Genomic DNA, 24759 nt, shown 5'->3' on the forward strand with positions numbered 1-24759 from the left:
CGGGAGACGAGTTCGTTGCGGCTAGTACCGCAGAAGGGCTCGTCCAAACCTAGCCGCTTCGGGTTGAATTCGTTTTCGATCAACCGCAGCGGCGATGAAGAATGTTCCATGTCAAGCCCAATTCTAGACCGCTACAAGGATTGCCTGTACGATGGGATGGATCGAGCGATCCTGGGAGTCAGGGTGACCGATAGAAGTGTCGGGAAAAACCTGACAAGAACCAAAAATATCGGGGAAGTGCCAGCACGTGGGCGTTTTGCTGTCTCATTTGATACCCACCCGCAAGGAGGCGCCCACCTCAATCTCCCGGCGCGCAGCCCGGCGCCCCTTGATCCTCGTCTTCATCGCGGCAGCGATGCCTCTTGCGCTTTTTGCGGGTTGGGTCGTTTTCCTGAACGCGCAGCAGCAGCGCAGGGGATCTCAGGCTGCCGCCGTAGAGACGCTCGATAGCGTCGTCAACCGGCTTGCCTCCGAGATCAGCCTCCAGCTCGAGATCGCCGAGACCGTCGCGGCTTCCGCAACACTCGACAAGCCGGACCTTGACGCGTTCTATCGCGAAGCGACGCGTGTCAACGAAGCACGTCCTCTTTGGCAGACCATTCAGCTCGTCGATCCCGACGGAAATCAGGTTCTGGATGTTAGCCGTCCGCTCGGAGATGGGATGCGCGCCACCGCCGACCGAGAGAACTTCGAACAAATTCTGAAAACGAGAAAGCCGGCAATCGGCGGAATTGGGCCACGTGGTCCCATCACCGGCAAACGCGTGGTGGCCGTCAGGGCCCCCGTTGAGCGCGATGGGCAATTGAAGTTTGTACTCACGGTGGCCCTGGTGCCTGATGCAATAAGCCAGATTTTGAAGAGCGCAGGAGCCCCGGCCGGCTGGGTGGGTTTCGTCGTCGATGCCAAGGGGAACATCGTCGCCCGCACCTTCGGTGAACAATCCGAACTCGGACAATCTGCCAGCGCTACAGTCCGCCAGGCGATAGCCTCAGCGCCAGAAGGAAGCTACGTCAAAACCACGCCTGCCGGCGAACAAGTCGACTCAATCTACAAAGTCATCCCCGGAACCAGCGGATGGTCGGTCCATTTCGGAATACCGACGCAGGAACTGAATGGTCCCGTCCAGCGCTCAGCCATTTTCCTTGCCGGGGGTGGGGTATTGAGCTTCGTGTTGGCTCTGACTTTGGCCTGGTACACCATACGCGACATTTCGCTTCGCCGGCGCGAGCAAGAGGCGCAGGCAGCATTGGCACTCAGCGCAAGTGAAGAGCGACGGAGGCTGACGATCGATGCCGCAGATCTCGGCGTGTTCAGCTGTGATTTTGCGAGCAGAGAAGCGATCGTGTCGCCCCGCGCCCGGGAGATGCTCCGGATCGACGGTTCGCGCTCCGAAGGAGATACGATCCTTCCGATAGATCGGATACTGAGCTGTATTGATCCCGCCGACCAGCGGAACTTTGAGGCTTCCTTGCTGAGTTGCCGTTCGGGAAACGTGGCGATTGCCGACTTCCGGACCGCTCCCCCTCACAGCCGGTGGCTGCGGGCCAGCGGACGGCTGTCTCGCATCGATGATAAGAACTTGGACGTCGTATATGGCGTCATTCTGGATATCGATGAGACCAAGCGAGCTGAGCTGGAGCGACAGCAACTGCTTCGACGTCTTTCCAAAGCGGAAGAAAATGAACGCCGTAGAATCGCAAGAGAGCTTCACGATCAGATCGGCCAGACGGTCACAGGTCTACTTCTCGGTCTGAAGAACCTGGAGCCGCTTCTGGGCACGAGCCCCAAACGCAAGCTCGGATTGGAGAGGCTCAATTGGCTGCAAGGACTCGCGAGAGGGATTGGGCGCGATATCCATCAAATCGCCTCTGACTTGCGCCCGACCGCCCTTGATGACCTGGGCCTTTACAAGGCGCTGGAGGCATTCTGCGCGGAGATCCGGCGCCGGTTCGGGATCAGCGTTGATTTTCAGCCTCTGGGCACAAGAGATCGTCTCGGCCAGGATGTCGAAATCGCGGTTTACCGCGCCGTTCAGGAGGCCGTGAACAACGTGGTCAAGCACGCCCAAGCTCAAAACGTCAGCGTGGTCATCGACCGACGCACAGCCGAGCTTAGGATCGTCGTCGAAGATGACGGGAACGGCTTCGACTTTCAGGAATTCTCGCAGGGTGAGACCCGCCACGCGAAATTGGGCCTGTCCGTGATCGAGGAGCGCCTCACGCTGCTCGGCGGATCTTTGGCGATCGAATCTGAACCCCGCCGCGGCACCTCCCTCTTCATGAGAATACCGGTGCCAATAGAGGAGATGGGCTATGTGCCCGATCCGGATCACGTTGACTGATGATCATCCGCTTGTTCTGGCCGGGATGAAGGCGTTGCTTCAGGACGTGCAGGACATTGAGATCGTCGGGGAAGCAACGGATGGACAGGCCGCCCTAGACATCATTCGCCGGGCCACACCGGACATTGCCATCCTGGACATTTCACTTCCCGGTATCAGTGGCCTCGAAGTTGCTCGCACCTTAGCGAAGCAGCTTCCTCAAGTTCGTCTTCTGGCACTGACCGTGCACGAGGATCACGCCTACGTTCAGCCGATGCTGCAAGCGGGAGCTCGCGGCTATCTGCTGAAGCGCTCTGCGGCCGACGAGCTCGAGCGCGCAGTTCGCGCGATCGCTGGAGGTGGTTTGTATCTGGATCCAGCAATAGCGGAGAAAGCACTTCCATCCGCGCAGGGCGCCCACTCGTCTTCCGGCGCTTCCACAGCCGGCGAGCTGACACCGCGCGAGAGTGAGGTTCTCAGATTCATCGCACAAGGCTTCAGCAACAAGGAAATTGCCAATCAGCTAAGCATCAGCATCAAGACCGTCGAAACTTACAAGGCGAGGGCGGTCGAAAAGCTCGGACTGTTCACGCGTGCCGACATAGTGCGCTACGGCGTGGCCCTTGGCTGGTTGAGCCATTCGGGAAAGAGTGCGGATTAAGTTTGAGCGGCAAGTAGGTGGGCCAAACGGCCCTGCGTGGCGTCAGGATTATCCCGACAGGCCCCGCTCATGTCCTGACTGCCCGATGGGACGCCGTCCACTATCTTCCATGAAGCGGACGAGAGAACCAACGCGAATCGCCGGCCGAACGGCTTTTGCACTCCGCACCTTTTTGGACGGATCAGTGTTGTTTGGAGGCATACATGAGAAACGTACTTTTCCGAGGACGTGCCCGTCGTCAGCTCTTTGGACAGTATGAGAAACTGCCCGAGCTCGCGACTCGGACGAACTCGCGGCTAGATGCCCGCACGACCAGAACCGCGGGCATTTGCCTCGCTTGCGTCTACATCACCTGTCTTCTGTTCTCTGCGTACGCGATTGCTTGATGGCAACAGGCGTGTGGCAACCGACAGAATCACGAACTCGGATTCATCATCCCGATCCCTTGCAGGAACTCGTTCGATTATTTTGAGCGTCAGCTTCCGATGTAATGTGCGGCGCGCCCATCTCACTGCGCGATGAAAATTGCTGTTATGGGGTGAGAGCCTCCTCGATCGACGGCCCTCCAAGTTTGCGTTTATCGGCAGACACGCACGTGCTTGACGATACGCCGACCATGATGGCCGCGTGTGACTATGGTTCGCACGGTGCAGACCCTCTGATGATGATGATAGCGATAGCCGGCCTGCATCGTTCGGATGTTGCCGCTGCGCCGACCGGTGGCGCCATCATCGCATTGGCAGGAACCAAGAACTGAGTGCCTGCAAGCAGAGCAGCGGCCGCAAATCCATAGGCGATTTTCTTCATCGTTTTTCGTTGTCGCACGCCCCCTCCGCACTTCTAGGTCGGTCCAATGAATGCGGAGTGAACGACAATATTGACCGTCGTCGTCGCGATCTTTCGCCGCAGATGCAGAATGGATAGCTGACCCGCCGCTGAGAGGTGCTTGGAGGCTTATCTCAATCCGCTTAGATGTCCCGCAGGAACTGCCGAAGTTGCTTTTTGCTTATTCACGTCTCAAGAGTCGCTATCTCGAACGCACTACCCTCACCGGCTAGAGCGAACAGCGGCCTCGACGGAAGGGAGTGAACAGGCACTCTCGCCAGAGCACAAGGGAGCCTGCCGTGCTTTCGCTGATGGATATTGCTGCCGTTCTGCTCACATTGTCTGCCGCCTTCGGCTGGCTCAATCACAAGTTCCTGCCGCTCTCCCGCAGCGTAGGTCTTCTTTTGATGAGTGTCCTGACGTCGCTGCTGATGATCGGTCTGGATGCAGCGGTCCCGACAGCTCATCTGCTAAACCAACTTGCCGACGGACTCCAACAGATCGACTTTACCGAAGTCGTCGTCAACGGAATGCTTGCATTTCTGCTGTTCGCCGGCGCGTTGCACGTAGATCTGGACACACTCAGAAGCCGCGCCATTCCGGTATTTATTCTGGCCGTTCTCGGCACCTCGATCTCAACCGTCCTCGTAGGCCTGATGTTCTGGTTCATCTGCGGCCTTGTGAACCTACCCGTCTCGTTGGCTTGGGCATTCGTGTTCGGCGCATTGATCAGCCCGACTGACCCCGTTGCTGTCCTGAGTACGCTTCGCAACACCAAAGTGCCGAAAGAGCTGCAGATCGAGACGGAGGGCGAGGCATTGTTCAACGACGGCGTCGGGATTGTTCTGTTCACGATCATGCTTCGCTTTGCGAGCACCGGAGACGGCGCTCAGGTTTCGGCTGCCGATGTCGCTGAGTTACTTGTTCGCGAAGCTGGTGGCGGAATAGTGCTGGGCTTGTTGACTGGCTATGTTGCGTATCGCGCGATGCGGCTCATCGACGACTACGCCATAGAGGTACTGATCTCCCTCGCGCTCGTCACCGGAACATACGCATTTGCGTTACATCTGCACGTCAGCGGGCCGCTCTCCATGGTCGCCGCAGGCCTCCTCATCGGCGACCGAGGACCGCGATATGCGATGAGCGAGCGGACACAAGGATATGTCTTCGCGCTCTGGACCCTCATCGACGAAATCCTCAATTCCGTCCTTTTTCTGCTTATCGGGCTCGAGACCTTGATACTGCGCTTTGATCTTCGCAGCCTTGGCCTGGCAGCAGCGTCAATTCCAGTCGTTCTCTTCGCCCGGTTTGTCTCCGTTTCAGTCCAACCGTTTTTGTTCGGATGGACTCAACTGCTTTCCCTGCGCAACGCGCCCTTTCTCACCTGGGCGGGCGTTCGAGGCGGGATTTCAGTTGCACTCGCCCTATCAATCCCGGATAGCCCGGCCAAGGCAGCCATGCTCGCCTCAACCTATGCGGTCGTCCTGTTCAGCATCATCATTCAAGGTTCGACTCTGGGCTGGGTGGCAAAGCGGACTGTGGGACAATAGGTCTCATCTCCAATGACCCTTCACGTGCAGGCGACAAGCGTCTCATTTTTGCACGGATCAATCCTCATAGCTGTCGATGACGGCATCGGCGATCACGCGTTTGGTGAGGACGCCAACGACATCGTTCGCGCGCGGGCGCGAGGCAGAGCGGACAACAATTGCCGCGCCGGCCCGATGGCGCTTCAACCTGGCAAACACCAAGCTCAAAAGGTCCTGATCGCGGCAAATGACCATCCGCCGCTCGACGAATTGCTCGACCATGAGGGCTGGATTCGATTGCGACTCCGCCCACAATCCGGAACGTGGTGGGATCAGCCCGACAATCCGGCCTTCGCGCTCAACCACGATAGGAAGTGCATCATCGATATCTTCCGCAGCCATAGCCTGTTTTAGCGTCGTTCCTACTCCGGCGACGATAAAGCGCCTCTCCATGATGTCCTGGGCCTGCCTCACCAGATAAAGGTTGATATGCCGCTCCTTCGGAATGCGGTGCCCGCGGTGACGCAGCTTGACCGTGTAGATCGTCTCGTTGACGAGTGCACGCCTGACGCCTGCAGCCAACGCGACCGCAACGATCACCGGAACGATGATTGCGTAATCGCGGGTCATCTCGAAGACCATCACGATCGCCGTCATGACGCCGCCCGTACCTGCACCGACGATGGCCGCCATTCCAATGATTGCGGCCGAAGATGGCGTTAGCCCTGAATGAGGCAGGATTGAATTGGTTGCAGCGGCAAAGGCGGCCCCCAGCGTGGCGCCAAGGTAAAGCGATGGCGAGAAGATCCCGCCCGACGCCCCGCAGCCGAGGCTGACCGTCGTTGCCAACAGCTTCAGCACGAACAGCAGCGCCAGTAACCCCGCCGCCGTCATCTTGTGGTCCAGTATCTCCTGAATGACGGAGTAGCCGACGCCGTCGACGTAGGAGTGGCCGAAGGCATGGGTGAGCACCACCATCATCAGGCCGATTGACGACATGCCGATGATATTCTGAACATACTCGTTGCCAGACAGCTTCGGAAACCCGTCTTCCATGAAGACAAGTAGACGGATAAACGCCCAGGCTGCCGCTCCAGACAACAAGCCAAGCAGGACAAATGCGAGAGCTTCCTGCGCATTGAAGGATGCGACCATGCTGAATTGCACATCCGGAACCGAAAAGGCCGGGTCCGGACCGATCAGGATGCGCCCGATCGTCGTCGCAGCCCCCGTGGCCACGACGACTGGGAGGAATGTCCGGTTTGAAACTTCCGGCAGAAGAATTTCCAGAGCAAACAGCACGCCACCCAGCGGAGTATTGAAGGTTGCGGCAATGCCCGCGCCCGCGCCCGCGGACAGCAGCGTGATCCTCTGCCGGGTGGAAAGCCCGATGAATTGGGCAAAGGCTGAGCCCACGGCTGAGCCAATCTGAATGATGGGCCCCTCCCGCCCGACGGCCGCGCCGCTTCCGATCGATATCGCGGACGCCAGCGCCTTTATCAAAGCTACCGAACCCCGAATTTTGCCGCGCTTGTAGAATATGGCGTCCATCACTTCGGGTACGCCATGTCCCTTTGCTTCTGGAGCGAACCGCCGGACGAGAAAGACGACGATGAGGCCGCCGATCACAGGCGCAAGAAGAACAAAGTCGCCGAAAGGACTGGGGCCCTCACTGACGTTTGCGTCGTAAACGACGCTCAGCCTGCCATTGTAAGACAAATTGTGCACGAGGCCGATCAGCGCGCGAAAGCCGACGGCGCCAAGTCCGGTCATGACGCCAATCACCAAGGCGAGCGCGCAAAGTACGAGAAGGCTGACCTTCCGCTCTTCAGCAAACGGTTTAATGCTGCTGCCGATCAAGGCTTTTCGCGTGCCGTAAGTCAGGACCGAGGGCATTTTACCACAATTGCGCCCAGACACCGATATGAACTCTGTTTCCGAAAGGCGGTTCCTGCCAGGAGGCATGGCGACGATCCGCGCCCACCGAGCCTCCACGTCACCGCCATTGGACGCCCTTAGTCGTTGTCCGTCGATTCATGGTGCCCGCCCAGCGGTAGTCAGGAAGCTCCAGTTCGTCAGCGATGTCCCGCCCAATAGCGAGCCTCGCCAGTCCCGGTATCGAGAAACTTCTGACCACGACGTTGCGGAAGAGCATTCCCACACGCGTTCTCGGCGCCAGCGCCCCGGCAAAGCGCTCCGCACCCCGCTGTTTCCGGCCTATATAGCTCTTCAGCCGCGCCTCGTATCCGGCAAACGCCTCGGAATATCGTCCACCGACCATGGCGAGTTCGCCTGCCAGCACATAAGCTGAAATCATCGCCAGCGCAGATCCCTGCCCCGCCAGGAGCGAGACGCAGAAAGCGGCATCACCAATGAGCGCCACCCGACCTCGTGACCAGTTCGGCATCCTGATCTGACTGACGGTGTCGAAATAGAGTTCACCGGCGCGCTCCAGTTCGGCAAGCATCTGATCGCACTCCCAGCCATCTCCGCCATAGATTTCACGAAGGAGCGCCTTTTGCGAGCCCGGCGTTTCCGGCAAAAGTGGGCGATGCTCGGCAAATACCAAGAGAAACAAGGTACGGTCATCACGCAGCGTGAAGCGGCCTACCATGCGGCCCGGCTGACTGTAGATCAGATACACGTCCTCGTCGCGCGGTCGATAACCTTGAGCTTCGAAGGCGGCCGCGCTATACCCCAGACGCCGCTCGAACCGAGCCTGCGGACCAAAGACCAGATTGCGCACGGCTGAATGCAGGCCGTCTGCCCCGACGAGAAGGTCGAACCTGCGCCTTCCGCCGTGCTTCAGCTCGACTTCGACGCAATCTGGTTTCTCTTCGACGAGAATGATCTCGTCTCCGAAAATGGCTTCAACGCCATTGATCTGTTCGAACAGCATGCGCGAGAGGTCACTGCGCTGAAGAGTAACGTATTGTCCATTCGTCAACTCGGAGAAGACGTCGGTACCGAAGCCCGCAAGTCGATGGCCAGCTTCATCAACGATCCGAAATCCTTGGGCGTAGTAGCCGTCGCGATTGATCTCCGGGATCAATCCCATCCGTTCGGCGATGGTGTAGCCGAGCCCCCAGAAATCGATGACATAGCCTCCGCTCCGTAGAGCGGAGGCGCGCTCGAGGAGCGTCGGCTGGAAGCCGGCTGCTTTCAGCCAATAGGCAAGCGTGGGCCCGGCAATTCCAACCCCGGAGATTAGAACGCTGTTCATGCCATCTCCTCAGAAACGAACGACGATCAGCACACGATGCCCGAGCTCGCTCTGGTGCTTCGGCGGTCTTCGGACGAGATTTATTCGCTTGCGTACAAGAACATTTGAAGCCGCAACAGAGTATTACATACATCGCGACGCGATCGCCCCGACGATGTTCCGAGTAGTCTCGCCAGCACAACTTCAATGTCGAACCTCGGAATCTGGACTGTTCCGACAAAGGAGACGAATTGGAAGACAAGTTGATTGTTCATGTGAGGCATATCGAGAGCACCCTTCGTGTAAGCGCAATCGCGCTATTTCTCGCCCTCTCGGTCTGGGTGCTTCGAGACATACTGTTGCTCTTGTTCAGTGCCGTCGTCATCGCCTGCGTTCTGCAGGGCGCCGGCAACGCTGTCCGTCGGGTAACGCGCCTCGGGCCGTACACGTCTTTGATTTCGGTCATTCTCGTAACAGGCCTCGCACTCGGTGGGCTGCTGTGGTGGCGCGGCAGCGCCATCTTCATCCAAGCCGACGAGATCAGCCAGCAACTGAGAACCCAACTGGCACGGATCTGGAGCGAACTGCAAAACAGCCCGTGGGGTTCGATTTTGGCTCAACAGTTGCAGATCGCCGGAAAGTCTCTGCGCGCCGGCCTCACCGGCTACGTCACAGGCGTCGTTGGCTCCGTTCTCGGCATAGGCGGCACTCTCGTCGTTACGGTGGCGACAGCGATATTCCTCGCTGCGTCGCCCCAATTGTATCTCGAAGGCTCGCTTCGTTTGCTTCCGATGGCCTGGCGCCCTCGCGGCCGAGAAGTTGCCGGAGAACTCGGTGCTACGCTTAGGCTCTGGTTTGTCGGACAACTTATCGACATGCTGATCGTGGGCCTGCTCCTCGGATTGGGCCTTCTCCTCATGGGTTCGCCCTTGCCACTATCACTGGCCCTGCTGGCGGCCCTTCTGAACTTCGTGCCATACATCGGGGCACTGGCAGGCGCAATGCCGGCGGTCCTTGTGGCTCTGGCACAGTCTCCTGCCCTCGCCGCCTGGGTCGCCCTCTTATTTTTGACGATCCAGCTGTTGGAGGGAAATGTCATCGCACCTTGGATCCAGAAACGAACGGTCTCGCTTCCGCCGGCACTTACGATCCTTTCCCAGACCGTTCTCGGCACTCTCTTCGGTCTGATCGGGTTGATCGTTGCCACGCCCTTGATCGCTGTCCTGCTCGTTGCCGTCCGCATGATCTATGTCGAAGGTTTTTTGGAGCGCGAGAGTAAACAGGCTGCGTAGCTCAAAAACACTGCTGAAAAGGGACGGAGCCCATGGAGTTGGTACGGTGTCGTACACTCGTGTGTCTGACCGGCAATCGGCGCGACAAAGTGTCTCGGACTCTTGACCCGAGCAACCAACATTGCAGGCTGATGTTGAGACCGCATTCTGAAATTACAGGAGCCGCAGATGCGGAGACTCACACTTGCCCTTTCTCTCACCGGCCTGATCGCGATATCTCCTTTCGGCAGTACCCAGGCTGCGCCTCTGACACCGCTCTCGGCAGCCGCGAGCCAGACGGTGTACACGTCGGCAGTGCAGGATAATCTCACCCAGGTTCGCTGGGGTAGCGGCTGGGGAATCGGCGCCGGCCTGCTGGCAGGAGCCTTGATCGGCTCTGCCATTGCGACGCCGTACTACGAGGAATATCCGCCATACTATGGTTACAGATACCCCTACGGCTATGGTGGGTACTACCCGGCTTACGCCTATACACCTTACTGGGGCGGCTACGGCTGGCGGCCGCGGTCATACGCTTGGGGCCCGCGCCCCTGGCGCTATAGCTACGGCTGGTCCGCGCCGAGGCCATGGGCATATACGGTCCGGCGCGCGCAACCTTGGCGTCATAGCTACGGCTGGGCGCCGCGACACTATCGGCACCACCATCACGGCGTGATCCGTGCGCACCATCGGTGGTGACGCGCTCTGGGTGTAGCAAAGTGCCCGGGGCATTCAGTGGAGAACTGCGCCGGGCAACAGGCACTCTGTTCGGAAGCTACTGGAAAGCCACTGTATGACTGGATTTGGTCCGAGTTGGCAAGCGCTCATCCACGCCGCAGTGGCCGCTGTGCTCTCGTATTTCGTGCTCATCATTCTGATCCGCGCCTTCGGCCAGCGCGCGCTGGCAAAATGGAACGCCTTCGGATTCATAGTCACGATCGCGCTCGGCTCTGCGATGGCAACGGGCATCTTATCGGCACGCGTTTCAATCCTACAAAGTACTCTGGCATTTGCTCTTCTCCTGAGCTTGCAGCTGATGTTCGCCACCATCTACACTCGCTGGCCTCGTCTTCGTGGCATATTTAACCCTCCACCCGAGCTTATCTTTCGTCACGGCAAATTCATCGCTTCAAGAATGAAGAGACACCGGATTGCGGAGCAGGATGTCCGCGCCGCTGTCCGCTCGCGGGGGATCGACCGCATTGAAGATGTTGATGCGGTCGTACTCGAATCCAATGGTTCTCTGAGTGTCCTTAAATCGGTTCATCCGGGCGCTTCGGCGCTGTTAGACGTCACCGACGATGGGCGGTCCTCATAATGGGAAATCCGCGTCACCACTTTCGCAGTTCAATGGGCCGGACCAGAACCGTTGGAAAGGGCAAAGGCCACCAGGAGTCCGGAAACGACCAGTACTCCCGTGAATTTGCGATCGCCCTCGACGGCTTCGGGGATCATCGTATTGACGACCATCGTCAGCAGTGCGCCCGCTGCAACCGCATCGACCGTCCCCACAATTCCCGGCGGCGCGCCGCCCAGAAACGCAGCGCCAGCCGCTGATGCCAACCCCGAAAGCACCGCAATAGCGCTCCACAATCCAAATATATATCCGGCCGACCTTCCGGCAGATCGCATCCCAAGGGCGCTGGACAGCCCTTCGGGAAAATTCGACAGAAAAATCGCGGAGAGCATGGCGATGCTGACGCGTTGGCCGCTGAGTACTCCGAGGCCGAGGACAACACTTTCGGGAATTCCGTCAAGTAATGAACCGATCGCTATTGCGAGGCCACCTCCCTCGCCCGCGTTTCTCTGCTCGTTGCCGGAACGTTTGCGGCAATGGCCGCCCTGCTGTGATACGATCCAGTCGGCGACAGCGTACGAGACCGATCCAGCGAGCGCGCCGCCCACGATTGGCCAAATACCGCCTTCGTGGAAGCCATCCTCCAGCAGATCGTAGGCCACGGCCGATATGAGGACTCCGCAACCGAACGACATGATTCCGGCGGCAACAGTTCGGGGCATCTTCAGCAGAAAGGCCACCGCAGCACCTGCGATCAGGGACGAGGCTCCCAACAGTCCCCATAAGCCGGCGGTGAGCGCTAGGGACATCGAAGAATCAAGCCTCTCGCGTTGGCGGAGCCACCACTGGACGCCGGCCTGTTCGGCGCCACTCCGAACGCAACGCCACCTGAACAGCCGTGTTCCTAAGCAGACCTGGCTGAATCGCACCTAAGAAGCAGGCGGGGCGCCGAGACGAGCATCGGCCGAGATCCGCAAGGTTGGCATTCCCACAACGTCATAAGTTGCGGACGCCACGGAGATTCCCTCTTCATCCAGGCCAGATAAGATGTCCCGGCTGATTGCGTCTTTCAGCTCGCGAACACCGTGCACGGGAGCAAGAAAGCGAAGCGTCAGCTCAAGCCAATTGTCCGTCAAGCGCCAGTAAACGCGGGGCTCGAAGTCCGACATTGCGTGTCCGTAGACGCGCTTCATCTCGTCCGAGAACTCTTCGGCCCTCGACCTAAAACCATCGGTATGTGCCCGCGCGGCATCGACCAGCAACTGCTCCACCTTTGCTCGGTCATCCTGGTATCGCACCGGCAGTTTGATCTCATCCCAAATGAACGGGAATTCCCGGGTGTAGTTGTAGACCGGCTCGTCGAACACCTTGCTGTTCGACACAGTCACGATGCGTCCGGTATATTGCCGGCTTCTAATCCACATTGCAGGCGAATCCGATTGGACGGGTGGCGGTTGCCCCATTTCAAGAATGGTGGTCTGCATGAAGCTCAGCGCGATCACGTCTCCGCGAACGCCTCCCATGACGATGCGATCGCCAAGGTTGAATGTTCGCCCCCTTAGGATCACGAAGTATCCCGCCGTTGCCGTGATGACCTTCTGCAAAGCGAAAGCGAGCCCCGCCGACAGAAGGCCAGCGGCGGTCCCGAGCCGCGCCGGATCATCAAACCAGATCGAGAGCACACCGAAAACGAGGGTCACAGCAAGCAGAAGGTTGATCGCCTGCCGTACCCAAAACAGGACCCTGTGCCAATTGACCAGTCCTTGCCCGAGCGCGATGACCTTACGCAGCCCCCACCCGAGTGCAAGCACGCAGGCTACCAGACCTATCGTCAGGAGCAGCTTATGCGCGTTTTCGGGCGTCGCGCCGATCAGAGGCACGCCGAAAAGCTTGAAGCCGGCTGCGGTTGAGGGCTCCACCTCTGCTCTCATGCTGAATTCGAGACGCTGTGACGACGCCCCGGAAGCCATTGGGTTCCTCGGGAGCCTGTCGGCCGCAATCCGCAGCTGGAGAATTCAGAAAGGCAGGGACGAACGAGCGAGGCTCATCCTTAGCGCCCTACATGCGTTCTTTAATGCCCGCCTCTACGAGCCACCAATTCACTGGATAGCTCGTGAGAAATCCCGCGATCATCGCAATCTGCATCATGAACCAAAACTCCGGCATCGACGGCTCGAGCCTTACCCCGAATAGATTCCTGAAGATCGCGAACTGGGCGATTGCCATAAAGCCGTACATACCGATCTGCCAGGCAGTCAGGGAGAGAGTGTCTGCCTTCACAGCCTGGACGATACCTGCGCGGGGTGACAAGTCGCGCATCGGTTTGATCGTGAAGTACTGAAATGCGACGCCGACTACGAACGCGAACAGGTAATCCACAACCCATATCGCGAACATCCTCTCTGAAAATAGACTTTTCCATCCCGCCCAGATCGCAATCACCGGGAACGCAAGCGCAAGGCTTTCAGCGATGATGTCCCCGAGAGTACATCCGGCTCCGCAGTGCATGGCACCCTTTGCCACCATGACTGGGAAAGGCATCTCCTCTTTGCTTTCGGAGCGCTTATTCCGCGCGCTTGCATCACGTGCCGCAAGCCGTCCAAATCGGTAGTATAACCACAAGGTCAGTACGGTACCGAACAGACCGTTGACTGGCCAGACGATGTTCATGATCCACATGCGCTGTGGATGGCGGATCAGGTCGATCGCGATCACAACCGCGCAGACAAGTCCGACGGCCAGACTAGCCAGCGCCACATCGCTAAGCCAAACTGGAATCATGGCTCCTCCGTTACTCGGAGACGAAAACGTTCTGAAGATCGCTTTCGTTCAATTCGAATGGTGGAGTTGGCCAGGATCAAGAGCCTTATCGGCGAGCTCTCTGCACAAGTCGTATTCGACGTTCAATTCTCACCCGGCAGGCGGCGGCCGATCTGCCGATCATACTCGCGCTGTATCAATCCAGAGCACGAACAAGCCGAGTGCTCCAGCTGAACCCGGTCAGCCAGAGTTATCGCGGCCCGGCTGTTGCGGATGATGCCGGCCTGTTCGAGCGCTTCGAGACACTCGCTGACGCTTGCTCGACGAATCCCGAGCAATTGAGCCAAGACCGCATGCGTGATCGGCAGCTCGCTGGACCCCATCGCGTTCGCCGCAACGAGAAGCCACCGGGCAAGTCGCTGCTTGACAGAATGGAGCGAATTGCAGGCTCCCGCCTGTGAAGTCTGAAACAGGACAAGATTGATGTAAGAGAGGATCACTCCGCGGAGTACCCCAAGATCGTCCAGCGCGGCGAGAAAGTCCCGCGCCGGAATCCGCAGGGCCGTTCCGCCCACCTGAACGACCCGACGGTGCGGCGGCATCGGATCCTCAGGCGCCAATACGCAGGGCGCGCCGATCATTCCCTCCGAGCCGACCAGCCAAGCCTCCACGAAGCGTCCAGCCTCGACCTTGGCTGAGACGGATACGAGGCCGCTGCCAAGAAAGTAGACGTATTCCATCGGCAAACGCCAATGATGGAGGACCTGACGTGGCTTAAGCTCGACATCCGTCCCCATCGACTGAAGCACTGCCAGCTCGGTCCCTGGAATGCAACGCAACAGCCTGTTACGCGTCAGCAAGGGCCGAGCTGTGCCTTTAAGCTCAATCGAGCCCGAATCCGGGCCTGTCGCCTGGCCATCCTGCATTGCAATGCTCCCCTAGTCCGGGGACCAGTTCGAAACCGTCCGCCAGTCCTAAGAGAGTATGCGCTTCAGCCGGCAGCGGTTCCCTTTTCGTGCATGCTACTATTTTCCGTGTGCCCCGCTCCTGTCTGAGGCGCTTTCTTCCAAACGAAGGGCGGCCCGCACCAAAGCCAAATGGCTCAATCCTTGGGGGAAGTTGCCAGCAAGGCGTCGATCACGAACGTTGAACTCCTCAGCGAGAAGCCCCAGTTCATTTCGCGCGTGCAACAGATGCTCGAAGGTCCTCTCCGCTTCAGCCCGCCTCCCCTGCATGAGCTGGCATTCCGTCAGCCAGCCGCTGCAGGCCAGGAATGCTCCCTGACGGATCGCACCTGACGACCTGCGGTGAACGTAGCCTGCATGCACGAGATCGCGCTCGATCGCTGCGATGGTGTTGCGGATGCGTTCGTCGGTAACGGGCAAAAAGCCCAGCAGAGGAAGGTTCAGAAGGCTGGCGTCTACCTCATCAGCTCCATAGTACTCCACGAAGGTTTCACGCTTGCGGTCGAAAGCTTTTTGGCAAATTTCGCGATGCATCCGGTCGCGCAACGCCGCCATCTGCTGGAGAAACTGGCGATCGGCTGCGCGATGCAAATCAGCGCAACTGACGAAACGATCCACCGCAGCCCAGGCTGAGACCTTGGAATAGGTGTAGTGACGCGAATCCCCCCTCAGCTCCCATAAACCGTGGTCAGGTTGATCCCATACGCGCGCAACGTGATCGACGACAGCTGTGATGAGCTCGCTTTCCCGCTCCGTAGGCGCAATCCCGGCATTGGCTCCGGCAGCTATGGAGTTCAAGAGTTCGCCGTAGACGTCAAGCTGACGCTGGGAAGCGGCCGCATTTCCGATCCGCACGGGTCCAGCGCCCGCATATCCGGGCAACCAGGACGCGGTCCATTCCTCTAACCGGCGCGAGCCGTCGACCCGGTACATGATCCTGATCTTCTCCGGTTCGGCGCCGGCGGCTCTGAGAAGCCAGTCGCGGAACGCCTTGGCTTCGTCGCGATAGCCAGCCTCCAGCAGAGCGCTCAGTGTAAACGTCGCATCGCGCAGCCAGCAGTAACGGTAGTCCCAATTCAGGTGCGAACCCTGCGCTTCCGGAAGTGACGTGGTGGGAGCGGCGATGATGCCGCCTGAAGCTCGAAAGATCATCGCCTTGAGCGTCAAGAGCGAGCGCCTGACAGCCTCAGGCCACTGTGTCTCGATTTCGAACTTCGCAATCCAACCGCGCCAATAGTCTTCCGTCGCATGCAGCGCGGCGCTCGCGGCCAGCGGCGGAGGCGGCAGCGCTGTGGCGCTGCCGTAGCGAAGGCAAAAGGCGACCTGCTCGCCTTCACGCACTTCCACTTCGCCAAGGATGCACGATCCCTGGCGCGAAAGCTTCGCGGGAGAATGCAGCACCACAAGATCCGGTCCCACAAACGCAACCGCCCGATCGTCGCCGACTTCCAGCGCGGGTCTCAAGGATCCATAGTCGAAGCGCAGATCCAGCTCGCTCCGCACCTCGACTCGTCCTGCCAGCCCGAGCACGATCCGAATCACGGCGCATGCGCCATCGTGAATCGGCATGAAGTCGATCAGCCGGACGCGGCCGGTCGGCACCTCGAAATCGGTCTCCAGAATGAGCGTATCAGCGCGATAGCGGCGGCCGCAAGAAGTGCTGCTACCGGCCGGCGCGAGCTTCCAACATCCGTGTGATCTCGTTCCGAGCAAAGCCGCAAAACATGCATCCGAATCGAACCGTGGCCAACACAGCCAATCAACTGAACCGTTGCGATGAACCAGGGCGGCGGTCTGGCCGTCCCCGATCATTCCATAATCTTCGATGGGCTTTGGCTCCGCCACCCGTGCTCACCTCGATCGCGGGCTGCGTAGACGAGGCGGCTCGATCCTCGTCTGTCTGCGTTGAGACGCGTTGGCTTGAGCGGCCAGCGCGACTGCGACGACCCCGATCAATACCGCAACAGGCCCAAGCCGCAGCAGGCTCGCAGGCGCGACGAAGGCGTGATCGACCGCTTCCGAGCCGAAGCTGCCTCGGGTGCGATGAGGGCCGTGCAGCGGCTTATCGAGATTGTCCGGCCGGCTTTCATCGATGGCTCGATCGGTCTGTTGGCCGGCGATACAGGTTCGGGCGAGATAGCGATCCAGCAAAGCGGGCGCGAGCATGTTGCCGAAAATGACCTTGAGCGTGCTAAGACCGATCCAGTACTCCCGCGCCGGCTTTTGCACGGCCTTATAGACCGCATTCGCAATCACCTCGGGCTCCACGACGGGGGCGACCGGCCGGGGCGAATGGGGCATATGCGCTCGTGCCCAATCGAATTGCGGCGTGTTCACCGCCGGCAGCTGGAGCATGGACAGGTTGATCCTGCTCCGCTCGTGAATGAGCTCGCTTCGTAGCGAATCCGTGAAGCCGCGGATGGCGTGCTTGGCGCCGCAATAAGCGGATTGCAGCGGGATGCCGCGATAGGCCAACGCCGATCCGATCTGGATGATGGTTCCCCCGTTGGCCGGCCGCATGTGACGAAGAGCAGCCATCGTGCCGTGCACGAATCCTAGATAGGTCACCTCGGTGACGCGGCGGAATTCATCGGGGGTCATGCGCCAAACCGGCGAGAACACCGTCACCATCGCATCATTGACCCACACGTCGATCCGGCCGAACGCCGCGGCAATGCGATCAGCAGCGGCGAACATGGCAGCGGCATCTGCGACGTCAAGCGGCATGGCGATGGCTCGTCCGCCCAGATCCTCGACCTCTCGCCTCACCTCCTCGAGCGCTTCGGGGTCGCGCGCGATGAGACCGATCGAGCAGCCCGCGCGCGCGAAACGGTGAGCCGTCGCCCGTCCGACGCCGGCGGTTGCCCCGGTGATCACGACAACAAGAGGCGAGGGTGCAGGCTTCTCCGGCGCGTTCCTACTCCGTGGACTCGGTGCTATCCTTTTCATGGCTGCGCAGCGGGGTAGGCGATGGTCGACAGCAGCGCCATCGCCGGCTGGCGTGAGTCCAGCCTGGTGTGCTGGACCATAACCGGAGCGCTTGCTTCGATCAAAGACGCGTAGCTGGTGTCGCGCGGAACTGGTGCAGGGTCGCTCAGATCGTTGAAGCGCAGGTGAAGGGTGCGGCGAGCCGGCACTTTCACGCGGTACGGGCCGACCGGCTCCCTGTTCTCGAAAAACAGCGTGATCTCGACCTGCACCTCTCGATCTCCGGCGTTCAGGAAGCAGGCCGCCTCGTGAGAGACAAGGTCGTGAGCATCGCTAACGCTGTCGCTGGGGATGTAACCTTCGGGGATCGCCCATACCGTCGAACCGAGATTTGTCATCGTCATTGCTCCAGTTTGATCAGCGCCAGCCCGGTGTCGGGATCGTGCATCTTGTGGAGATGCGCCGGGCTTTCGATGACGATCATTTCAAGCGTTGGGCGCACCACGCCCGAGCCCAAGTGCCCTGCCAGCGCTGTGCCATCGCGCCGGCCAACGACCAGATGAATGTGAACGGAAGGATCGCCGGAAGGCGCAAGCGCGACATCCCCGACGAGTGATGCAACCTCGACCTGTTCATCGACCCGGTTTTCCAGGTAGGCCTTCTTCTCCCAATCGAAATATTTCAGCGTGAGACTGCTGAATGCCCCAATACCGGTGATTTGAGCTGCAGCAAGCTGCTGCGCTGCTGCGAAGGAACGGATGCTCGCCATCGCCTCATCACCGGTGTCCAGGACAACAGCATAGGTTCGCTGAGCATCGTCGTTGAGAAGCTTGTGCTGCATCGGTCCTCTCTCCCATGCCTGGTGGCTAAAACCCGATCTCTCCCAGCCGCGCCAGCGAACGGATCCGGTCCGCCGTGCGGCATGCGATCGCCTGAATCGTGAGCGACGGATTCGCGCCGCCAACGGTCGGGAATACCGAGCCGTCACATATCCATAGATTGGGAATGTCCCAGCTGCGGCAATCCGCGTTGACCACGCTGTTCTCCGGGCGGCTGCCCATTCGCGCTGTTCCGTTAAGGTGACAGGTATCGTCGTGCTGGACCCAAATGTCCTTGGCGCCGGCGGCGGTCAGGGCCCGGCTCATGAAGCCGATCGAATGATCGATGAGGCGCTTGTCGTTGTCGCCCCAGGAGTACGTGACGCGGGGAATTCTGATCCCGTATTGGTCGACCTCGTCGGCGAGCGTGACCCGATTTTTCTCCTGAGGCAGCATTTCACCGACGATCTTCAGGCCAACCACGTGGTTGTAGCGCTTCATTTCTTCGACCAGCCGGGCTCCCCAAAGTCCATGCGCGCTGGCCTGCGTGTTGGCCCAGAGTTGCGGCAGAGGGCCTTGACTCATGTAGGAGTAGCCGCCGAAGAAGTCCTTGCCTTCGTCCGTATAATTCCAGTGCTCGGTGATCGCGAGGGAGGGAGGTCCCTTGTATGAGCGAACCTCCTCGTCCATGACGCCCCAGACCGCCTGGTTCGCCTGAGCCATCAGATTCTTGCCGAGGAGGCTGGAACTGTTGGCTAGTCCCTCCGGAAACTTATCGGTTGCAGAATTCAGCAACAGCCGGGGCGTCTCGATCGCATAACCGGCGACCACCACATTCCGTGCCTTCTGGAAGTGCCACTTGTCATGACGATGATAGTGCACCCCAACGGCGAGCCCGTTGTCGTCGGTCTCGATCCGACCCACCATCGCCAAGTCCCTGATTTCGGCACCTGCCGAGAGGGCGCGGGGAATCCAGGTTACGAGTGCGCTCTGCTTCGCGTTGGTCGAACAGCCGGCGACACAGAAGCCGCGATAGACGCAGGGATGCGCCAGCCCGCGCGGAGCAGAAAGGGTGGCGAGCGGCGTTTCCGTCCACGCGATGCCCATGGCCTCGCAGCCGCGGGCCAGCGCGCGGGCTGCAGCATTGAGCGGATGGGCGCGGTAGGGGTAGCGCGGGCGCGGCGGTCCCCATGGATAATTGATCGGTCCGGATATTTTGAGGGCCTGCTCGACCTCCGTGTAGTAAGCCCACATCTCGCGCCAATCGATCGGCCAATCCGCACCGTAGCCGAGCTTGGTTCGAGCTTTGAACCATTCGGGGCGGAAGCGGAGCGACACCATGGCAAAATGCACCGTCGAACCGCCAACGGCCTTTCCGCTGTTGTTGCTCCCGAGCTGCAGCGGGTTGTCCCCGTCGACGATGCGATCGTCGGTCCAATAGAGCTTGGTTTGCTCGGATTCGTCGGAGGCGAAGTCCTCCAGAGGACGGAAGTAAGGGCCCGCGTCGAGTGCGACGACCGAGAAGCCGTATTCGGCCAGCTTGCAGGCCAGCGTTCCTCCACCCGCGCCCGTCCCCACGATGACGAAATCCACCGCTTCGTTGTCGGCGTATTCCCTCATGCTGACCCAGCGGCCCGGCCGGAAAACGTCGGGCGCGCGACCGTTGCGGGCACGGGGACTGTGCCGAGGATCATCGGACATGGCGGTTGATCCTCAGAGCGGTAACCTCATCTCCGGGCTTGGCTTCGGCGGCCTCCCAGGGGTCGCGATCGTCGAAATCGAGACGCACATAGCCGCGCGGACTGGCCGGTCCGCCCCAGCCGATCTCATTCCAGGCGGCCGGGTGCGAGTAATATGCCAGAACCAGATCGTGGAGCAGGCGGTGCTTGAAGAACGCGCCAGGCGGCATGCCGGCCCATTCGGGGGCATGCAATTCACCGGCCTCGCAGCGTTGCAGCAATGCGTCTTGATCAGGCCCGGCGATCTCGGCGAACCGCAAGCTGTGAAGACTTCGCGCCTCGGCATTGAGAGCATTGAGCCCAACTCGCCACGCCTCACCATCTCGCGGCATACTTGCTGGGCGATAGCCGTCCAGGACGCCATCTTGCAGCTTCCTATCAAGGAGTGCCGCAACCGGAATACGCGAAGGCAAGCGGGCCTGCGGAACTATTCGGTTCGCCATCGCCGTGACGGATTCGAATTCTTCCGCCGTGAAAAAACGCGGCTCGTTCGCGACCGCAAGCCGATGCGAGATGACGTCCCGCGTCTTGTCATTCCAGGACGGACTGTTCCACTTCGCAAGGACGTCATAGCCGGGGTAAACATTCCCTGGGCCGCGCTGAGAGGTCTTGTCAGCCATCGGACGACTCTTTCATGAGCTCGAGCGCGGCAAGCCCGGCCAGCGCAAGTCCGGCGAAGCTTGGTGGGGCGGGCAGCGGCGGACCATTGAGAATGTTCTGGGTCCAGTTGCGCCAGCCACCCATGTTTCGTGAGATCCCATAGGCGTGCAAGCCGACACCAGCGAATCCCATTACGACGAGCAGCCGCATCCACCACCTGGTGGCGCGGTACGCGCTCTTTCCGCTCCCGGCGGCGGTGGCGCCGAGCAACCCGGCGCCGATTGGAGGAAGGGTGACCGGAATGGCCATGAGCGGGTTGTGAAAGGCACCGCGAAAGTGCAGCAGACCCGCCTCCCCGCTCGTGCCCAGGAGGCCGAGCGCTGCAACCGTCGCAACGGTCTTGCCGGCCGGAAGGCTGAGCACGCGGGGACGGCGCCGCGGCCCATTGGCGCGCAGCCGCTCCGAGCAGAAGCCCAGCAGGCCTGACAGCAGAATAGCCATGGGGGCCCCCAGCGGGGCCCCATAGAAGAGGTTCTGCCAGCTGAACCCGCCCACCTTCTTGGTGACGTTGTAGATGTGAAAGCTCGTGCCAAGCAGGCCTGTTCCAGCCGCCAGTAGGTAGGAGGTGTCGCGCGCGTTGTGAGCGACGGGGCGCTTGTCGGCCGTGCCATGCAGGCTAATTGCCAAAGTCAGGCCCGCGACGACGATCGGCGTCAGCATGGCTTTGTTCTTGAAAGAGCCGCGGTAGTGCTCCACGGCACTGTCGGCAAGAACCGATGCAGCGAGCGTGCCCGCCGCCCGATTTAGCCGTCGCGCCGCCAACACGTTGTCGTACTCGCGGCGTGCGAGCGTGCTCCCCTCCTCCGCCACTCTGTTTGGGGTGAGGCCGTGGGCTCTTTGTATTCTCGCGTGCTCAGACCGCATACCGTGCAGCATCCGCTTCCTTGAAGATCAAACCATTGCCCGGCCGGGTCAGGTCGGGCTCGATCGCGCCATTGCGCGCCAACGGAGCACCATCGAACAACAGGTGCTCGATGCGAACATGATCGTGAAACCATTCGAGGTGGCGAAGCCGGGGCACCGCGCAAGCTGCATGCAAATGCAACGCAGGCGCGCAGTGGCCAGAGAGGTCGATGTGGTACGCGTCGCAAATCGCGGCGGCCTGCAGAAACCCGGTGACGCCGCCGCAACGTGTGAGGTCCGCCTGCTGCACGTCGACCGCGGACGCTTCCAGCATCGTCCGCACATAGTCGGTCGTATAACCATATTCTCCGGCAGCCACGTCCATGCCTGCGGGCGCGCGCTCGCGGATCGCCCTGAGCCCTCGCAGATCATCCGACGATACCGGCTCCTCGAACCATGTCACGCCCTGCCTTGCGAAAACGCCAGCAAGCTGCAGCGCTTGCTTCACGCCGTAGGCACCGTTTGCATCAACGAAAAGCTCCGCCCGCTCGCCGATCGCGCACCTCGCAACGTCGACGCGGTGAGGATCGAGCTCCGGTTCCGAGCCAACTTTCATTTTGACAAATCTACAGCCCTGCTCCATGACCCAGCCCGACAGCTGGCGACGGAGTTCATCGTCGGAATAGGAGGTGAACCCGCCGCTCCCATAGATCGGGACGGTCATCCGGTAGCTTCCCAGCAACTGAACCAGCGGCACTTGCATCAGGCGCGCCTTGAGATCGTAGAGCGCCGTATCCACGGCTGAGATCGCCGTTGCCGCAAGACCTTCGCGGCCCAGATTGCGCACCGAACGCTGCATGGCCAGCCACGCCGCCTGGGGTGCAAAGGCATCCTTGCCCTGGACCAAGCCCGCGAGCTTGCCCGCGACCAGCCCGACCGCACTTCGATCGGTGTAAGTGTAGCCGACCCCGGATTTGCCACCGCCGAAGACTTCCACAAGCACGAGAGTGGTGGAGCTCCAGCTGATCGTGCCGTCCGCCTCAGACCGATCGGTCGGGACCTCGAACGCCCGCGCCTGCAACCTTTCGATCGGCACCTCTGGCATCATCCCTTCCCCGGCATCACACTCGTGAGCAGCTCCTTGGCGCTGTTCTTCAGAACGCTTCCAAGCTCGGGCTCGGAAGGAATCATGCTGACGAAGTTCTTGGCGTCCTTGAGGGTGATATGCGGCGGAAGCGGCGGCACGTTCGGGTCGGTATACGCTTCGAGGACCACAGGACAGTCCGCGGACAGCGCCTCATCCCAAGCAGCACCCACACGGTCCGGATTGTCGACAAAGATGCCCTTCAGGCCAATAAGCTCCGCATATCGGTGGTAGGGGAAATCCGGAATGCTCTGGGTCGATAGCGTCTTGCCCGAGCCGAGCTGAATCCGCTCCTCCCATGTGACCTGATTGAGATCGCGGTTGTTCAGAACCAGCACGATCAATCGAGGGTTTGACCAATTTTTCCAGTATTTGGAGATGGTGATCAAAACGTTGAGGCCGTTCATCTGCATGGCACCATCACCCATGCACGCGATCACGGTGCGGTCCGGGTAAGCCATCTTTGCCGCAACAGCGTAAGGTGTTCCCGCGCCCAAAGAAGCCAGACCACCGGACAGCGAGGCTTTCATACCGCGCCGCATCTTCAGATCGCGCGCGTACCAGTTGGCGACAGAGCCGGAATCCGCGGTGATGATCGCCTTCTCCGGCAAACGCGGCGACAGCTCCCAAAATACGCGCTGTGGGTTGAGAGGCTCTGCTGAATCCATTGCCCGCCGTTCGAGGGTCTGCCACCATTCCCGCACCCCCTCTTCGATCTCTTGCCGCCACGCTGAATCCTGCTTCTGCTGCAGAAGGGGCAGCAGCGCCTGCAAGGTCGTCGAGCTGTCCCCGACGATGTTGACCTCCATGGGATAGCGAAGACTCAAACGTGCGCCGTCTATGTCGATCTGGACGCCCCGCGCAGAGCCTGGCTTCGGCAGGAACTCGCTGTACGGGAACGCCGACCCCACCATCAAGAAGGTGTCGCAGTTCTTCATCAGGTCCCAGCTCGGCTTGGTACCAAGCAAGCCGATCGAACCCGTGACAAAGGGCAGGTCGTCAGGAAGTGCGGCTTTGCCGAGTAGGGCCTTGGCGACTCCGGCCTGAAGGCGCTCGGCGACTGCGATCACTTCATCGGTCGCAGTCAGAGCACCCGCTCCGACCAACATGGCGACTTTGCTGCCCTTGTTCAGCACCTCCGCCGCCGCGCGTAGCGGAGCTTCATCGGGACGTTTCGCGGGATCGGCGTAACCGGTCCCGGTATGTGTTGCCCCATGCGCCAGCGGCGGATCCCGGTAGTCCAGTTCCTGCACGTCCTTAGGAAGGATCACGCAAGTCACGGCGCGCTTGTTGTGGGCAATGCGCACGGCGCGATCAATCAGGTGGCGCACCTGCTCGGGTACGCTCGCCTGTCCGACGTATTCTGCCACGTCCTGAAACAGGACCTGCAGATCGACTTCCTGCTGGTAGCTCGCCCCGATCGCGCTCCTCGCCTGCTGGCCGACGAGAGCGACCACAGGTACATGATCCATCTTGGCGTCGTACAGACCATTGAGGAGATGTATCGCGCCGGGCCCCGAGGTCGCGTAACAAAGCCCGACCTGCCCTGTAAACTTGGCATGAGCAGAAGCCATGAAGGCGGCCATCTCCTCGTGCCGGACCTGCACGTATTCCATCTTGTCTTTCGCGCCTTCCAGAGCGACGTCCAATCCTCCGACCCCGTCCCCAGGATAGCCAAACACCCTGCTCAAGCCCCACTTGGAGAGCCGGTGCCAAACAAATTCGCTGACGTTCATTGGATTTCTCGCTTTCGCGCAGCAGACGTAGCTAAAACCCTTCTGCTACTGGCCGGTTCTC

The 24759-nt window shown here is 60.3% G+C and carries 22 protein-coding genes; 7 read left to right on the top strand and 15 right to left on the bottom strand.

Annotated elements, in window-relative coordinates; translation table 11 throughout:
- The first annotated feature begins 247 nt into the window (after nt 1-247).
- The 4 genes from ABIB91_RS13690 to ABIB91_RS13705 all read left to right on the top strand — a co-directional run bounded on the left by ABIB91_RS13690 (nt 248) and on the right by ABIB91_RS13705 (nt 5356).
- Nucleotides 248-2341 carry a sensor histidine kinase gene (locus ABIB91_RS13690; protein WP_354161706.1) on the top strand — a complete coding sequence of 698 codons (2094 nt, stop codon included), beginning with the start codon at nt 248-250 and terminating at the stop codon, nt 2339-2341.
- Nucleotides 2313-2981, top strand: a complete 669-nt coding sequence (locus tag ABIB91_RS13695) for a response regulator (RefSeq protein ID WP_354161709.1) — start codon at nt 2313-2315, stop codon at nt 2979-2981. Before ABIB91_RS13690 ends, ABIB91_RS13695 begins: the two co-directional genes overlap by 29 nt.
- A gap of 595 nt (nt 2982-3576) precedes the next feature.
- Complete coding sequence (locus tag ABIB91_RS13700; RefSeq protein ID WP_354161712.1) at nt 3577-3738, top strand: hypothetical protein; 162 nt, start codon at nt 3577-3579, stop codon at nt 3736-3738.
- 367 nt (nt 3739-4105) lie between these two features.
- Nucleotides 4106-5356 carry a cation:proton antiporter gene (locus tag ABIB91_RS13705; protein ID WP_354161715.1) on the top strand — a complete coding sequence of 417 codons (1251 nt, stop codon included), beginning with the start codon at nt 4106-4108 and terminating at the stop codon, nt 5354-5356.
- A gap of 57 nt (nt 5357-5413) precedes the next feature.
- On the opposite strand, the gene ABIB91_RS13710 is transcribed toward ABIB91_RS13705, so the two are convergent.
- A complete protein-coding gene (locus ABIB91_RS13710) occupies nt 5414-7195 on the bottom strand; it encodes a chloride channel protein (protein WP_354161718.1) in 1782 nt (593 codons plus the stop codon).
- A 136-nt stretch (nt 7196-7331) separates the two neighbouring features.
- Entirely contained in the window at nt 7332-8558 is a 1227-nt protein-coding gene (locus ABIB91_RS13715) for an FAD-binding domain (RefSeq protein ID WP_354161721.1), read from the bottom strand.
- A 230-nt stretch (nt 8559-8788) separates the two neighbouring features.
- Between ABIB91_RS13715 and ABIB91_RS13720 the strand changes: the two genes are divergently transcribed.
- The 3 genes from ABIB91_RS13720 to ABIB91_RS13730 all read left to right on the top strand — a co-directional run bounded on the left by ABIB91_RS13720 (nt 8789) and on the right by ABIB91_RS13730 (nt 11126).
- Nucleotides 8789-9829 (top strand): AI-2E family transporter, encoded by a 1041-nt coding sequence (locus ABIB91_RS13720; RefSeq protein WP_354161724.1) that lies wholly within the window; start codon nt 8789-8791, stop codon nt 9827-9829.
- Nucleotides 9830-9997: 168 nt separating this feature from the next.
- On the top strand, nt 9998-10507 hold the full coding sequence (locus ABIB91_RS13725; RefSeq protein ID WP_354161727.1) for a hypothetical protein: 510 nt from the start codon (nt 9998-10000) through the stop codon (nt 10505-10507).
- Nucleotides 10508-10601: 94 nt separating this feature from the next.
- Nucleotides 10602-11126 carry a DUF421 domain-containing protein gene (locus ABIB91_RS13730; protein ID WP_354161730.1) on the top strand — a complete coding sequence of 175 codons (525 nt, stop codon included), beginning with the start codon at nt 10602-10604 and terminating at the stop codon, nt 11124-11126.
- Between the two features lie 29 nt (nt 11127-11155).
- On the opposite strand, the gene ABIB91_RS13735 is transcribed toward ABIB91_RS13730, so the two are convergent.
- The 13 genes from ABIB91_RS13735 to ABIB91_RS13795 all read right to left on the bottom strand — a co-directional run bounded on the left by ABIB91_RS13735 (nt 11156) and on the right by ABIB91_RS13795 (nt 24698).
- Nucleotides 11156-11914: a ZIP family metal transporter gene (locus ABIB91_RS13735; RefSeq protein ID WP_354161733.1), complete on the bottom strand. Its 759-nt coding sequence runs from the start codon at nt 11912-11914 to the stop codon at nt 11156-11158.
- 120 nt (nt 11915-12034) lie between these two features.
- Complete coding sequence (locus ABIB91_RS13740) at nt 12035-13036, bottom strand: mechanosensitive ion channel family protein (RefSeq protein WP_354161736.1); 1002 nt, start codon at nt 13034-13036, stop codon at nt 12035-12037.
- 127 nt (nt 13037-13163) lie between these two features.
- Nucleotides 13164-13886: a DUF4396 domain-containing protein gene (locus ABIB91_RS13745; protein WP_354161739.1), complete on the bottom strand. Its 723-nt coding sequence runs from the start codon at nt 13884-13886 to the stop codon at nt 13164-13166.
- A 122-nt stretch (nt 13887-14008) separates the two neighbouring features.
- The gene (locus ABIB91_RS13750; protein ID WP_354161742.1) at nt 14009-14791 is read right to left on the bottom strand and encodes a Crp/Fnr family transcriptional regulator; all 783 of its coding nucleotides are present in this window, start codon (nt 14789-14791) and stop codon (nt 14009-14011) included.
- A 99-nt stretch (nt 14792-14890) separates the two neighbouring features.
- Nucleotides 14891-16675, bottom strand: coding sequence for a glycoside hydrolase family 15 protein (locus ABIB91_RS13755; protein ID WP_354161744.1), 1785 nt, complete (start codon nt 16673-16675; stop codon nt 14891-14893).
- Nucleotides 16676-16681: 6 nt separating this feature from the next.
- Entirely contained in the window at nt 16682-17779 is a 1098-nt protein-coding gene (locus ABIB91_RS13760; RefSeq protein ID WP_354161746.1) for an SDR family oxidoreductase, read from the bottom strand.
- On the bottom strand, nt 17776-18156 hold the full coding sequence (locus ABIB91_RS13765; protein ID WP_354161748.1) for a sensory rhodopsin transducer: 381 nt from the start codon (nt 18154-18156) through the stop codon (nt 17776-17778). Before ABIB91_RS13765 ends, ABIB91_RS13760 begins: the two co-directional genes overlap by 4 nt.
- 2 nt (nt 18157-18158) lie before the next feature.
- Entirely contained in the window at nt 18159-18599 is a 441-nt protein-coding gene (locus tag ABIB91_RS13770; RefSeq protein WP_354161751.1) for a PPC domain-containing DNA-binding protein, read from the bottom strand.
- A gap of 25 nt (nt 18600-18624) precedes the next feature.
- Entirely contained in the window at nt 18625-20277 is a 1653-nt protein-coding gene (locus ABIB91_RS13775) for a GMC family oxidoreductase (protein WP_354161752.1), read from the bottom strand.
- Nucleotides 20267-20935, bottom strand: coding sequence for a gluconate 2-dehydrogenase subunit 3 family protein (locus ABIB91_RS13780; protein ID WP_354161754.1), 669 nt, complete (start codon nt 20933-20935; stop codon nt 20267-20269). Before ABIB91_RS13780 ends, ABIB91_RS13775 begins: the two co-directional genes overlap by 11 nt.
- On the bottom strand, nt 20928-21851 hold the full coding sequence (locus tag ABIB91_RS13785; protein WP_354161757.1) for a hypothetical protein: 924 nt from the start codon (nt 21849-21851) through the stop codon (nt 20928-20930). The genes ABIB91_RS13780 and ABIB91_RS13785 overlap by 8 nt, the downstream gene beginning before the upstream one ends.
- Nucleotides 21829-22926, bottom strand: coding sequence for an enolase C-terminal domain-like protein (locus ABIB91_RS13790; RefSeq protein ID WP_354161759.1), 1098 nt, complete (start codon nt 22924-22926; stop codon nt 21829-21831). The genes ABIB91_RS13785 and ABIB91_RS13790 overlap by 23 nt, the downstream gene beginning before the upstream one ends.
- On the bottom strand, nt 22923-24698 hold the full coding sequence (locus ABIB91_RS13795; RefSeq protein WP_354161761.1) for a thiamine pyrophosphate-requiring protein: 1776 nt from the start codon (nt 24696-24698) through the stop codon (nt 22923-22925). The genes ABIB91_RS13790 and ABIB91_RS13795 overlap by 4 nt, the downstream gene beginning before the upstream one ends.
- Between the last annotated feature and the right edge of the window lie 61 nt (nt 24699-24759).

Source organism: Bradyrhizobium sp. JR4.3 (assembly GCF_040547695.1).
GTDB classification, from domain to species: Bacteria; Pseudomonadota; Alphaproteobacteria; order Rhizobiales; family Xanthobacteraceae; genus Bradyrhizobium; species Bradyrhizobium canariense.

What these genes read in the sequence shown, in the direction of transcription:
- ABIB91_RS13765 (WP_354161748.1), bottom strand. Translation starts at nt 18,156, where the DNA reads ATGACAAATCTCGGTTCGACGGTATGGGCGATCCCCGAAGGTTACATC.
- ABIB91_RS13695 (WP_354161709.1), top strand. Translation starts at nt 2,313, where the DNA reads ATGTGCCCGATCCGGATCACGTTGACTGATGATCATCCGCTTGTTCTG.
- ABIB91_RS13795 (WP_354161761.1), bottom strand. Translation starts at nt 24,698, where the DNA reads ATGAACGTCAGCGAATTTGTTTGGCACCGGCTCTCCAAGTGGGGCTTG.
- ABIB91_RS13790 (WP_354161759.1), bottom strand. Translation starts at nt 22,926, where the DNA reads ATGATGCCAGAGGTGCCGATCGAAAGGTTGCAGGCGCGGGCGTTCGAG.
- ABIB91_RS13715 (WP_354161721.1), bottom strand. Translation starts at nt 8,558, where the DNA reads ATGAACAGCGTTCTAATCTCCGGGGTTGGAATTGCCGGGCCCACGCTT.
- ABIB91_RS13750 (WP_354161742.1), bottom strand. Translation starts at nt 14,791, where the DNA reads ATGCAGGATGGCCAGGCGACAGGCCCGGATTCGGGCTCGATTGAGCTT.
- ABIB91_RS13730 (WP_354161730.1), top strand. Translation starts at nt 10,602, where the DNA reads ATGACTGGATTTGGTCCGAGTTGGCAAGCGCTCATCCACGCCGCAGTG.
- ABIB91_RS13725 (WP_354161727.1), top strand. Translation starts at nt 9,998, where the DNA reads ATGCGGAGACTCACACTTGCCCTTTCTCTCACCGGCCTGATCGCGATA.
- ABIB91_RS13745 (WP_354161739.1), bottom strand. Translation starts at nt 13,886, where the DNA reads ATGATTCCAGTTTGGCTTAGCGATGTGGCGCTGGCTAGTCTGGCCGTC.
- ABIB91_RS13770 (WP_354161751.1), bottom strand. Translation starts at nt 18,599, where the DNA reads ATGCAGCACAAGCTTCTCAACGACGATGCTCAGCGAACCTATGCTGTT.
- ABIB91_RS13780 (WP_354161754.1), bottom strand. Translation starts at nt 20,935, where the DNA reads ATGGCTGACAAGACCTCTCAGCGCGGCCCAGGGAATGTTTACCCCGGC.
- ABIB91_RS13740 (WP_354161736.1), bottom strand. Translation starts at nt 13,036, where the DNA reads ATGAGAGCAGAGGTGGAGCCCTCAACCGCAGCCGGCTTCAAGCTTTTC.
- ABIB91_RS13785 (WP_354161757.1), bottom strand. Translation starts at nt 21,851, where the DNA reads ATGCTGCACGGTATGCGGTCTGAGCACGCGAGAATACAAAGAGCCCAC.
- ABIB91_RS13760 (WP_354161746.1), bottom strand. Translation starts at nt 17,779, where the DNA reads ATGAAAAGGATAGCACCGAGTCCACGGAGTAGGAACGCGCCGGAGAAG.
- ABIB91_RS13775 (WP_354161752.1), bottom strand. Translation starts at nt 20,277, where the DNA reads ATGTCCGATGATCCTCGGCACAGTCCCCGTGCCCGCAACGGTCGCGCG.
- ABIB91_RS13735 (WP_354161733.1), bottom strand. Translation starts at nt 11,914, where the DNA reads ATGTCCCTAGCGCTCACCGCCGGCTTATGGGGACTGTTGGGAGCCTCG.